The 12102-nt window shown below is 36.1% G+C and carries 10 protein-coding genes and 1 tRNA gene; 7 read left to right on the forward strand and 4 right to left on the reverse strand.

All coding sequences use genetic code 11. From position 1 onward, the window contains the following. Positions 1-30: 30 nt before the first annotated feature. Positions 31-118 (reverse strand) — tRNA-Ser (locus AC1RNE_RS03670). 314 nt (positions 119-432) lie between these two features. Here AC1RNE_RS03670 and AC1RNE_RS03675 point away from each other — a divergent pair. From AC1RNE_RS03675 to AC1RNE_RS03685, 3 genes are all read left to right on the forward strand, one after another. Continuing rightward, positions 433-1188 carry a putative periplasmic lipoprotein gene (locus AC1RNE_RS03675; RefSeq protein ID WP_492799681.1) on the forward strand — a complete coding sequence of 252 codons (756 nt, stop codon included), beginning with the start codon at positions 433-435 and terminating at the stop codon, positions 1186-1188. Between the two features lie 193 nt (positions 1189-1381). Further along, positions 1382-2596: a pyridoxal phosphate-dependent aminotransferase gene (locus AC1RNE_RS03680; RefSeq protein ID WP_492799682.1), complete on the forward strand. Its 1215-nt coding sequence runs from the start codon at positions 1382-1384 to the stop codon at positions 2594-2596. Between the two features lie 134 nt (positions 2597-2730). Next, on the forward strand, positions 2731-3510 hold the full coding sequence (locus AC1RNE_RS03685) for a queuosine precursor transporter (protein WP_492799683.1): 780 nt from the start codon (positions 2731-2733) through the stop codon (positions 3508-3510). A 220-nt stretch (positions 3511-3730) separates the two neighbouring features. Here the strand turns inward: AC1RNE_RS03685 and AC1RNE_RS03690 are convergent, their stop codons facing one another. The 3 genes from AC1RNE_RS03690 to AC1RNE_RS03700 form a co-directional block, all read right to left on the reverse strand. Beyond that, positions 3731-4459 (reverse strand): esterase family protein, encoded by a 729-nt coding sequence (locus tag AC1RNE_RS03690; protein ID WP_492799684.1) that lies wholly within the window; start codon positions 4457-4459, stop codon positions 3731-3733. A 112-nt stretch (positions 4460-4571) separates the two neighbouring features. Then, entirely contained in the window at positions 4572-5177 is a 606-nt protein-coding gene (locus AC1RNE_RS03695; protein WP_492799685.1) for a GDSL-type esterase/lipase family protein, read from the reverse strand. 170 nt (positions 5178-5347) lie between these two features. Beyond that, positions 5348-6085, reverse strand: coding sequence for a TrmH family RNA methyltransferase (locus AC1RNE_RS03700; protein ID WP_492799686.1), 738 nt, complete (start codon positions 6083-6085; stop codon positions 5348-5350). Between the two features lie 50 nt (positions 6086-6135). On the opposite strand from AC1RNE_RS03700, the gene tamL reads away from it, so the two are divergent. The 4 genes from tamL to lptE all read left to right on the forward strand — a co-directional run bounded on the left by tamL (position 6136) and on the right by lptE (position 12067). Then, positions 6136-8601: a translocation and assembly module lipoprotein TamL gene (gene tamL / locus AC1RNE_RS03705; protein ID WP_492799687.1), complete on the forward strand. Its 2466-nt coding sequence runs from the start codon at positions 6136-6138 to the stop codon at positions 8599-8601. A gap of 144 nt (positions 8602-8745) precedes the next feature. Beyond that, positions 8746-10161: a tRNA (N6-isopentenyl adenosine(37)-C2)-methylthiotransferase MiaB gene (gene miaB, locus AC1RNE_RS03710; protein ID WP_492799688.1), complete on the forward strand. Its 1416-nt coding sequence runs from the start codon at positions 8746-8748 to the stop codon at positions 10159-10161. Positions 10162-10215: 54 nt separating this feature from the next. Then, a complete protein-coding gene (locus tag AC1RNE_RS03715; protein ID WP_492799689.1) occupies positions 10216-11547 on the forward strand; it encodes a sigma-54 interaction domain-containing protein in 1332 nt (443 codons plus the stop codon). Next, positions 11528-12067, forward strand: a complete 540-nt coding sequence (gene lptE, locus AC1RNE_RS03720; protein ID WP_492799690.1) for an LPS assembly lipoprotein LptE — start codon at positions 11528-11530, stop codon at positions 12065-12067. The genes AC1RNE_RS03715 and lptE overlap by 20 nt, the downstream gene beginning before the upstream one ends. The last annotated feature ends 35 nt before the right edge of the window (positions 12068-12102 follow it).

Genomic DNA, 12102 nt, shown 5'->3' on the forward strand with positions numbered 1-12102 from the left:
ATTCCCTTGCTTAAAATTAATACTTCTAAGCGGAGAGTGAGGGATTCGAACCCTCGGTACCCTTGTGAGGTACGGCAGTTTAGCAAACGGCTCCTTTCGGCCTCTCAGGCAACTCTCCTTAACACATTTTGTATCGCTTGTGATACTGTCGTTGTGTTTAGGTGATGCAAAGGTACGCCTATTTTTTTTAATAAAACAAGCCTGTTTGCAAAAAAAATTGAAATAATTTTAACCTTTTATGCTAACTTTCTGATACAGAATTGAGAATCAGAAGGTTATTTACACCCTTATAACCCTAAAAAAATTTAATATTTTTTCCAATTTCTCGCTCTCACAACAACATTTTTATAAAAACCCATCTTTGGCAATAGGGGAAAACTTTATTTTGTCTGTCAATGTTCTGTAAATAACTTTTAAAATATTGACTTAAAAATGAACAAATACCTCCTCATACTATTATCTGCCTGTTTATTTATTTCATGTTCATCAGTAAATATCATGAAAATGCGTCCTATTGAACAAGAAAGTATCGTTGACGCAGGCAAAGAAATCGTTAAACAAGAAAATAATGGTGTAAAAATAGTAGCCTCTTATGACGGTCGCTATCAGAAATACATGGTTTTTGATGTTGAGTTATTTAATAATACAGACGAACCGCTGACCATTTCACCAAAAGACTTCAACGCCCTTCCGCTTGATATCAATAAACAACAGCTTGTTTCAACTGATGGAAAGTATGCTTTTAGCTATCAAGCCGTAGAACCCGAAGAAGAGCTTGGAAAAGTGCGTGAAGAAATGAATTATGAGGAAACAAAACTCAAAAGAGCTAAAACGGTCAACACGGTTTTATTTATTGGGGGCATCATAGCCATGATAGCAAGTTCTTCTAATAAAAGCCCTGAAAGAGCTTGGCGGACTGCTAATGTTGGGGAAACCATCGTTCAAGTAGCACAAATTAAACGTATCGCAGACCATGAGCATTATTATTCACGAATGGATAAACTCAGCAATGAACAGCATACGTGGATTAACGAGAATTTTAAAGCTACTACCCTAGCACCCCATACTTCTATCAGAGGAGGAGTATTTTTGGAAGCAAACCCTGATGCAAAATTCGTTCAGCTAAATTATGCTTCTGATAAAACTAACATTGGTTTTTTGTTTGAACAATGGTTTGAGAAACGGTAAAATAATACAAAAAACATCTTTTCATAAAGGTTTATTGAAACAACTTGGCTTTCAATAAACCTTTTTTGATTTTCAGTTAAGTGTATTTGCTTATTTTTTATCACCTTTGCAAACTTAAAATTGGAAACCAGACAATTGTAACCCTAATAATTAATTGAATGGTTTTCAATCAACAATGAAACAATAATATTGCATGGAAATCTTAAAAAGTAGTCGCCTTGATTCGCTACGCTACGATATTCGTGGGCCAGTTTACGAAAAAGCTCTTCAACTACAACGTGAAGGCTATAAAATCACTTCGTTGAATATTGGCAATCCGGCGGCATTTGGTTTTGAAACCCCTGAGGAAATTATTCATGACATCATCATGAATATTCGCAACGCACAAGGCTATGCCGATTCTCGAGGACTTTTCGCCGCCAGAAAGGCCGTTATGCAATATTATCAGAGTCGTGGTGTAAAAGGTATTGAAATTGAAGATGTATATATTGGTAATGGTGTAAGCGAACTGATTAGTTTAGTGATGACTGCCCTGTTGAATCCGAATGATGAAATATTGATACCTTCACCTGATTATCCCCTGTGGACAACCTCTGTAGGGCTTGCTGGGGGTACTCCTGTGCATTATGTTTGTGATGAAGCGTCAGACTGGAATCCTGATTTAAAAGATATTGAATCTAAAATCACTAAAAAGACACGCGGAATTGTTTTGATTAATCCGAACAATCCGACTGGAGCTGTTTATGAAAAAGAAATTGTAGAAGGAATTGTCCGATTGGCAGAAAAACATAAACTTATTGTTTTTGCTGATGAGATTTACGACAAAATCCTTTTTGATGGCACTATCCATCATTCTACAGCGGGGATGTCTGAAGATACCTTGATTGTAACAATGGGCGGAATGTCTAAGAATTATCGTGCTGCGGGTTTCCGTGGTGGTTGGATGATTCTGACAGGTGCAAAACATAAGGCAAAATCGTATGTTGAAGGGCTTACCTTCTTGGCTTCTATGCGTTTGTGTGCCAATGTGATTACACAATATGGTATTCAAACTGCTTTAGGAGGCTATCAATCTATTAATGATTTGGTAATTCCTACGGGTAGGTTATATAAACAAATGAATTTGGCGCATGAAAAACTAGTTTCTATCCCAGGCATTAGTTGTGTGCGTCCGAAGGGAGCCATGTATTTATTTCCTAAAATAGATTTAAAACAATTCGATTTCAAAAATGATGGCGATTTCGTATTGAGTTTGTTAGAAGACCAACGCATTTTGGTAGTAGGTGGACGTGGTTTTAACTTTAAAGAACCAGACCATTTCCGAATTGTCTTTTTACCGCATTTGGAACAACTTGAAATAGCGATGAACAAAATTGCGCTTCATTTTGAAAATCATCGTAAAAAGTAATGTTGTAGAAGTGGATTCTCAACAATTTTTGACATAATTTGTTATCTTCGTAAAGAGGTTAGGTGCTTCAAACATCTAGCCTCTTTTTGTATTAAAGGCTTTCAATATTTTCCTTAATATTCATTCTTATCAAAATGAACTCTAAAACACCCGTCCTTAGCTCTAAGAGAAACAAACTATTTATTTTCCTTTTTGGTATCTTCCTCACCAATGCTATCGTAGCCGAAATTATAGGGGTAAAAATCTTTTCAGTAGAAGCTACTTTTGGTTTTCAACCACTTCATTTACAAACCTTTTTGGGCACTTGGGATATTAATCAGACTGCTGGGGCATTAAACTGGCCTTTTGTTTTTATTACTTCTGATATCATCAATGAATATTTCGGGAAAAGAGGCGTAAAGCGGGTATCGTATCTGGCTGCTGGTTTTATCGCCTATAGTTTCATTATCATTTATGGGGCTACGCTGCTCTCCCCTGCTCCTTTTTGGCTTGATGTAAATAAGGGCGACGATAATTTTAATATTGATTATGCCTTTGGGAAGATTTTCAGACAAGGCTTAGGAATTATTACTGGTTCGCTGACGGCATTTTTGATTAGTCAATTGTTAGATGCTTATATTTTCCATGCAATTAGGAAAGTAACGGATGGCAAAAAAATCTGGCTTCGTGCTACAGGCTCAACGCTGGTATCTCAATTGATTGATAGTTTTGTAGTAATCGGTATCGCTTTTGTACTGTTTGGTAACTGGACAGTAGAACAATGGCTTTCAACCTCTTTAAATACTTATTTGTATAAATTCATTGTAGCTATTTTGTTAACCCCACTGATTTATCTAGCGCATACTTTAATTGATAAATACTTGGGAGATGATTTAACGGATAGATTACAAGACCAAGCAGCACATCAGGAGTAGAAGGAAGACTTTAGATATTAGACGCTAGATGAAAGACTTTAAGACGCTAGACTTGAGGACATTGGATGCAAGACTAAAAGATATAAGACACTAGACATAACACTTGTAGACACAAGACTAGAAAAGTTTAAATACAACAAAAAAGATTTTACTTATTTTAGTCCAGAGTCTTCAAGTCTAGCGTCTTATGTCTAGTGTCTACAGTCTTCAAGTCTTACATCTATAAATAAAGCTGCACCATTTTTCGCCAATATCTTGCTTTGTGTGCTTCTTCATCCCATACATACAATTTATTCACTATTCCCTTCCTCCACAAAATATCGCTGAAATATTTGTTGTTTTCAAGAAAGGCATCATCTTGGCCAATGGCTAAAATAAACTCCATTCGTCTTAATTCAGTGAGTATTTTTTCGTCATTCAGATTAGGAATAAATTGAACAGGATTGTTGTAGTAAATATTTTCATCGTGATAGCCATCAAATAAATCTTTGAAAACGCCCACCTGCCACGTGAGGTCGAAACGCCCACTCATTCCTACAACTCTTGAAAAAAACTGAGGATATTTTGTTGCCACATTCATGGCATGATAAGCACCTAAACTACAACCTGCCGAAATCATGGTCATGTCTGGGTTGAGTTGCCGGGTAAAAGGTAATACTTCCTTAATGATATAGTCTTCGTATTGCATGTGCCTCTGAATACGATAACTTGGCGAACTCTCTGAGCTATAAAGACTTTCAGCATCTACGCTATCTACACAAAAGATTTGTAAATAACCTGCTTCAATTTTATCCTTAATTGCATCAATCACACGCCAATCTTCATAATCATAAAAGCGAGCACCCCGTGTTGGAAAAAATAAAACCCTTGCCCCTGCATGACCAAAGACTAGCATTTCCATATCTTTTTGCAAATAATTACTAAACCATTTATGATATTGTCTTTTCATTATTTTCTAAAATTTAGGTTTAGAAATTATATTTGATTCAGAAGGATTATAAGGTAATATATTGATAGTCATAAAGAATAAATGATATGGTGATCAGCATTCGTTATTTTTCTTATTGCAAAACAAGTGCTGAAAGATGCTCAATTAATTTATCTTTCAGGATATCATGACCCATCTTATTGAAATGTAAACCATCTGGCTCAAAGAATTTTGAATCAGGGCGATGATTATCATCCAAATATTGGTCGTAAATATCTATATAGTAAAGCTGGTCTCCTCGTTTTTTGATTTCTTTCTCAATAATCATGTTGGTATATTTTACCTGATCATTCAAGTACCAACGTTGTGGGCTAGGCTTAATCGACACATACGCACAATCAATCGTTCCATAGCGTTTCTGAATGACATCAAATAATTGAAAAAGAAAAAGATATATTTCTTCTGGATGACGATTATTACTCAAATCATTATCTCCAGCATAAATAATAACAGAATTGATTTCATTAAACTCAGCAAAGACTCTGTCAAAATACCAAGCACACGCAGCCAATGTTGACCCTCCGAAACCTAAATTAACAGGAGAAAAATCTTTAAAATCTTCATATAAACTTTCCCACAGCGTAATCGTTGAGCTTCCATAAAAAGCCGTTTTAGGTTGATATGGTAATTTCGAACGCTCCTGCTCTAATCTTTTTACTTCGTCTTCGTACCAAAACATAGCCTTAAAGTTTATATAAATGCAAAAAAAACAAAAATGATTTTTATACTGGTTAGTAAATAATTAACAAATCGTTACCGATTCTACCAGCATTTAAATTTAAATAAAATATTGAAAATCAACCGATTAAACTACATAAATTCATAAAAAAACCTCTGATTTTAATATTTCTATCGCCTAAGATTATCACAAATAACTGCGGTTGCAATTCCTGCGTTCAAAGACTCTGCTCCACCAAAGCGAGGAATGGTGATTTTATCTGTTACTAAGCGTTCTACTTCAGGCGAAATACCGTTGGCTTCGTTACCAATAATGATATAACCAGCCTCTGCAAATTGTGTAGTATGCACATTAGCCGAATTCAAAAAAGTACCATATACTTTTAAGGAATTATTACTCAGATAACTTACCAAATCGGTATAATAAATAGCCACTCTGGTGAACGACCCCATCGTTGAGGATATTACCTTAGGCCCATAAAAATCAACTGTTTCTTTAGAGCAAACAATTTTTGTGATACCATACCAATCAGCCACACGGACAATCGTTCCTAGATTGCCAGGGTCACGGATATCATCCAAGATTAATACATATTCATTTGCTTGGGCAAATAATTCTTGATTGCCTTTCGTTTTGACAGTAGCCAAGGCAGCATTGTTGGAGCTGAACGAACCTACTCGCTCTAATTCGGCCTGACTAACAATTTCTGCACGAAGTGGTTGTTTCTCTAAAAGGCTTTCGTTTTCTTTGTAGAAATCATCGGTTACAAAAAGTGATTCTACTTCAAAATCAGATTGAATAAGTTCGAGTACGCTTTTTGCTCCTTCTACAATAAAAGATTGATGCTCTTGTCTAAACTTTTTTTGTTGCAGAGAATTAATGTATTTAATTTGATTTTTTGATAGCATCAGTCTAAAAATTATTGATTATTTATAAAATCTATTTATCGTTATTATCCTTGAAAAAAACGCTTTTCCATATCTCCTTATTTTCGTTAATCATCTATTTATCAGGATGTTCACCAAAAGGCACTCTTACCGAACCTTTGTTGTACTCACAGGCTTTTAAAGGAAATAAAATTGTTACTACCGAAAAACTAGAAGCATTACTCCCCCAAAGACCTAACAAAAGAATCCTTAAAACTCCCCTTACGCTTGGTCTGTATTTTCATCAACTTTTTGCTCAAAATTACCCTAAACAGAAAATAAAATGGCAAAACGAACTGACAAAGTTAAACGAGGATTTCGACCGTGAGGCAAATAAGATAGATAATAATTCAGTAGAGTTTTTACAATTATCAAAAAAGAAGGAAAGTAAAGCACAAAAACTTACCAAAAAAATCAACGAAGGAAACTGGGGCATGCGTACTTTTGGCGAGCCTCCTTCTTATTTTTATGAAGAAGACGCCAAAAAAAATGTAGAAAAAGTAAAAACTTATTATAAAAATCATGGGTTTTTCAACTACTCGGTGAGTTATAAGGCTGATAGTCTTTTTTTTAAGAAAAGAAGCATTGCGGTTACTTATTTGGTAAACGAAGGAAACTATTACCCTTTTTATAAAACAGATTCGTTGGTTACACCCGACAAAGCGATTTATGCTATTTTGAAGGAAAATCAAAAACAAAGTCTGTTGAAAAATGGAAATCGTTTAGAAGTAGAAACCTATAACGCTGAAAAAGCCAGAATAGAGGAATTGCTAAAAAATAACGGGTATTACCATTTTACCAAAGATAATATAAGCATTAGAATCAATGATTTGGATACGGCCATTACCAAAGGAATAGCGGCTATTACGTTTATTCCTAATCCTGACCGTCCTCCTCAAAATCCGAATTATAATAAATCTTATCTCTTAAATAAAGTTACTTTTATTTCAGATGGTACGTCTCCGAATATTCCCAATTCAAAAGTTGATACCGTCGTTTTTAATAATATAAAGTATCTGTTTGTAAATAAAAGATTCTCTGAAAAACTATTAGATACTAAAATAGACATTCGCCCGAATGAACACTACAGTCTTCAAAAAGTATTGCTGACTCAGAAGAAGTTATATGGGCTTGACCAGTTTCAGTTTACGAGAGTAAACTTTGATACGACAAAAGGCGTATTGGATGCTACTATTTATGCCAAACCATTGGATAAATACCAATTTACAGCGGAAACAGGCGGTAGTATTTATAAGTTGGTATTAGGCCCATTCTTTAATACATCATTCAAACTAAGGAATCTTAGAGGAAGTGCGAGTTCATTAGAAACCAATTTCCGTTTCGGTTTTGAGGCACAGGCTGGTTTTATTCGTCCTGATATCGTCAGTAGAAATCTGGAATTAGGGTTTAACTCGTCCATTATTATTCCTAAAATTCTAGCCCCTAATTTTATAGCTCAACGTTTGAATGACTACACACCGCAAACTCGTTTAGGGGGTGGTGTAGAATTTGTAGGAAGGCAAGAATACAACCGACTAAATTTCAAAATCAATGAAACGTATTTATGGCGACCTTCGCCTAATAAGTTTTGGCAGGTTTCTTTGATTGACTTAAACTTACTCTCTACTTCGTATCCGAATAATCAGCAGGCTCGAGATTTTAAAAACTTTTTAGATAGTCTTCAACGGTATGCAGGTAACAATTTAGGACGAAGCTTTAATAAATCTTTTGTATCGAGTATCAGTGCTTCCTATACCTATACTGATAACCCTTATGGACAAATCACCAAAGGTAATTACCTAAGACTACTGTTAGAATCAGGCGGTACTACCCTTAATTTTTTCCCACAAGGCAAAATAGGCTTTGTTTCTGATATCTTTGGAGATAGTTTGCAGTTTTACAGATTCTTGAAAATCAACGTCGATTATCGCAAATACTTCACGATTAACCCCACAGGAAGCTCTATTTTCGTTTATAAAGTCAACGCAGGACTAGCGTATGCTTATGGTACAGAAAGAGGACTTCCTTATGAAAAAAACTTTTTTGTGGGTGGACCAAACAGCTTGCGTGCTTGGAAACCCAGAGGATTAGGCCCAGGGTCGGCACAAGGGAATTTTGACCAACCCGGTAGTATCCTGCTAGAAGCCAGTGCTGAATATCGTTTTAAAATTTTAAGGTTTTATGGCGATTATAACATCAATGGGGCTTTCTTTATTGATGCAGGAAACGTTTGGCGTTTTAAAGGACAAAATACAGAGGGGATTACAGGAAGTGATTTTCAGTTTGATAGATTTTACAAAGAAATTGCGGTGGGCACTGGTTTTGGTATCCGTGTCGATTTATCATTTTTTGTATTACGCCTAGATTGGGCGGTAAGAATGCTTGACCCATCTTTACCCGAAAACAATCGCTGGGTGTTGTTTAAACCAAGCGAAAAATTGCCCTCAACGTATCGAAATCCTTTGGTTTTAAACTTTGGAATTGGTTATCCTTTTTAATTACAACAATTTACTGACATTCTGTCAGACATAACAATATTTCTTCGTAATTTTGCCCTTCATCACAGATTGTGATTCCATTAGTCCAAAAATAATATTCACGTTTGCTCAATCATTTTTAGCAAAGCTTGTGAACAAAAAGATATGAGAAATTTAGAAATACTTACTGAAGAAGATAAAGAAACCCTAGATCTTCCACGCACTACCATTGATGAAATAGGAAAACAGAACAAAAAAAAGCTTTATATTGAAAGTTACGGTTGCCAAATGAATTTCTCAGATAGCGAAATTGTAACGTCAATTCTACAAGAAAATGGTTATGCAACTACCTCTCAGTTTGAAGAAGCGGATGTAATTCTGGTAAATACTTGTGCCATCCGTGAAAATGCTGAGCAAAAAGTAAGAAATCGTTTAAAGAACTTCACACACATTAAAAGAAAACGCCCTAACCTAGTAGTAGGTGTATTGGGTTGTATGGCTGAACGCCTCAAAACGAAGTTTTTGGAAGAAGAAAAAATCGTTGATATCGTAGCTGGTCCCGATTCGTATCGTGATTTGCCCAATTTATTTGAAGAAGTAGAAGAAGGCAACAAAGCCATCAATGTTTTCTTATCAAAAGAAGAAACCTATGCTGATATATCGCCTGTTCGTTTGAACTCGAACGGAGTAACGGCCTTCGTTTCTATCATGCGTGGTTGCGACAATATGTGTTCTTTCTGTGTGGTACCATTCACCCGTGGTCGCGAGCGTTCACGTGATGTGTATTCTATCTTAAAAGAATGTCAGGATTTATTAGACAATGGTTATAAGGAAGTAACGCTACTGGGGCAAAATGTAGATTCATACAAATGGGCTTCGGCAGATGGCACTGAAACAGTAAACTTTGCTCAATTATTAGAAAGAGTTGCTTTGATTAATCCATTGTTAAGAGTTCGTTTCTCAACTTCACACCCAAAAGATATTACCGACGAAGTACTTTATACCATCAAAAAATACGAAAACGTTTGTAATTATATTCACTTGCCAGCGCAAAGCGGGAGCAGTAGAATATTGAAATTGATGAATCGTACTTACGACCGTGCTTGGTATATCAATCGTGTTGATAAAATTCGTGAAATATTAGGAGAAGAATGTGGTATTTCACAAGATATCATCGCAGGATTCTGTTCGGAAACAGAGGAGGAACACCAAGAAACGCTTTCGCTGATTGAATACGTTCGTTATGACTACGGCTATATGTTTTCTTATTCAGAGCGTCCAGGCACGCCTGCCGCTAAAAAATTAGTAGATGATATTTCAGAAGATGTAAAACAAAGACGTCTGGCTGAAATCATCGCTCTTCAACGTCAGATTTCTCTTGAACGCAACCAGATGTCGGTAGGCACTATTCAAAAAGTATTGATTGAAGGTGACTCGAAACGTTCTGAAGATTTCTTACAAGGACGCAACGACCAAAATAAAATGGTGATTTTACCAAAAGGCAATCACAAAAAAGGTGATTATGTCCATGTAATAATCACTTCTTGTTCGTCGGCTACTTTGTTTGGAGATGTAGTGTAATGAAAAATATCTGAGAACGATACATTTCACTTTACACCCAAAACTCATTCAACTATGCAAACTACCGAATTACAATCGATAAAAGCCCGATTTGGTATCATCGGCAATTCGCCAGCATTAAATCATGCCATAGAGGTAGCGTCGCAAGTGGCACCAACGGACATGACAGTGCTGATTACAGGTGAGAGCGGTTCTGGGAAAGAATCATTTTCTAAGATAATTCATAATTTATCTGCCCGTAAACACGGACAATTCATTGCCCTAAACTGTGGTGCTATTCCAGAAGGCACTATCGATTCAGAGCTTTTTGGGCATGAAAAAGGGGCATTTACAGGCGCTATCGACGCCCGAAAAGGATATTTTGAAGTAACTGATGGCGGTACTATTTTCTTGGATGAAATCGCTGAAATGCCCTTGGGTACACAAGCACGCTTGCTGAGGGTGCTTGAAAACGGGGAGTTTATCAGAGTAGGTTCATCGAAAGTTCAGAAAACAAATGTACGTGTAGTAGCCGCTACCAACATCAATTTGATGACTGCAGTAGAGCGTGGGAAATTCAGAGAAGACTTGTACTATCGTTTGAATACTGTACCGATTTTTGTGCCACCTTTGCGTGACAGAGGAATGGACATTGAATTGTTGTTCAGAAAATTCAGTAGCGATTTCGCCGAAAAATATAGAATCAAACCTATTCAGCTTACCTCTGATGCGCAGCAAATTTTGTTAACCCAACGTTTTCCAGGGAATATCAGACAACTCAAGAACCTTGCCGAACAAATATCAATCCTTGAAACGGATGATAGAACGGTGGATGGTGAAAAGCTAACGCATTATCTTCAGATGAACAATGGCAAGATGATGGGCAATAATGGTTTGGTAAGACGAGATTTTGAAGCGCAACAAAATGATAATTTCACAGAAAGAGAGTTACTCTATAAGATTCTCTTTGATATGCGAAAAGATGTTACTGAATTAAAAAAGATGTTTTTAGAGGTCCTACAAAATGGTGAAGTGAGTCCTGATATACTAAAACAAAATGAAAGTCTTTTTCAGAATATCGACAAAGAGCGTTCTTTCCCATATCAGCCAGATTTTGCAAGCCCTAGGACATTGCCATCGGTCAATAATTTTTCGAATAACCAGCCCGATAACGAATTAACAATTATTAACTTAGGAAATAACAATCCTGAGAATAAAAATGCGTTCATAGACGTTACCCACGAAGCCGAGGAGGTATCTTTTTCACTAGAAAAACAAGAAAAAGATATGATTATCAAGGCTTTACAGAAAAACAAAAACAAGCGTAAATATGCCGCACAAGATTTGGGAATTTCAGAAAGAACATTGTACCGAAAAATCAAACAATATGACATCGAAGAAGAGTAAACAATATTTTTCAAAGGCCTTCTCGAAAATCAGTATCGTAGCACTTTTATCATTGAGCATTGTGTTACTGAGTGGTTGTTATTCTTTTAAAGGTAACAGTATTGACCCTACTTTAAAAACGATTCAAATTCAAAACTTTGCCTTTCAAACGGCTGGTGGACCTGCCAATTTGAGTTTGACTTTCAACGAAAAACTCAAAGAGTATTTTCAACGAAATACTTCTTTGAAAATGACAAATGTTAATCCTGACTTGATGTTTGAAGGAGCTATTACGGGTTTTGAAGTTGAAGCACAAGCTCCTACTGCCAATGACAAAGGAGGATTAAACAGATTGACGATTAGAATTCAAGTGAAGTTTACTAATGCAAAGGACGAAAACAAAAACTATGACCAAGAGTTTTCGTTTTATCAAGACTTTCCGCAAACGCAAACGATTACGGCTGTTCAGGGAACTTTAATCCCAAAGATTCTTGACCAGATTGTACTAGATATTTTTAATAAGACAGCGGGGGAATGGTAGAAGAGACTGTAGGATTGTTGGACTTTAGGACTTTA

The sequence above is a fragment of the Arcicella sp. GW822-FHT02H01 genome (assembly GCF_058802005.1).

Excerpts from the sequence above, each read along its gene's own strand:
- AC1RNE_RS03690 (WP_492799684.1), bottom strand. The coding sequence starts at position 4,459 with ATGAAAAGACAATATCATAAATGGTTTAGTAATTATTTGCAAAAAGAT.
- AC1RNE_RS03685 (WP_492799683.1), top strand. The coding sequence starts at position 2,731 with ATGAACTCTAAAACACCCGTCCTTAGCTCTAAGAGAAACAAACTATTT.
- AC1RNE_RS03695 (WP_492799685.1), bottom strand. The coding sequence starts at position 5,177 with ATGTTTTGGTACGAAGACGAAGTAAAAAGATTAGAGCAGGAGCGTTCG.
- AC1RNE_RS03715 (WP_492799689.1), top strand. The coding sequence starts at position 10,216 with ATGCAAACTACCGAATTACAATCGATAAAAGCCCGATTTGGTATCATC.
- miaB (WP_492799688.1), top strand. The coding sequence starts at position 8,746 with ATGAGAAATTTAGAAATACTTACTGAAGAAGATAAAGAAACCCTAGAT.
- AC1RNE_RS03700 (WP_492799686.1), bottom strand. The coding sequence starts at position 6,085 with ATGCTATCAAAAAATCAAATTAAATACATTAATTCTCTGCAACAAAAA.
- AC1RNE_RS03680 (WP_492799682.1), top strand. The coding sequence starts at position 1,382 with ATGGAAATCTTAAAAAGTAGTCGCCTTGATTCGCTACGCTACGATATT.
- AC1RNE_RS03675 (WP_492799681.1), top strand. The coding sequence starts at position 433 with ATGAACAAATACCTCCTCATACTATTATCTGCCTGTTTATTTATTTCA.
- lptE (WP_492799690.1), top strand. The coding sequence starts at position 11,528 with ATGACATCGAAGAAGAGTAAACAATATTTTTCAAAGGCCTTCTCGAAA.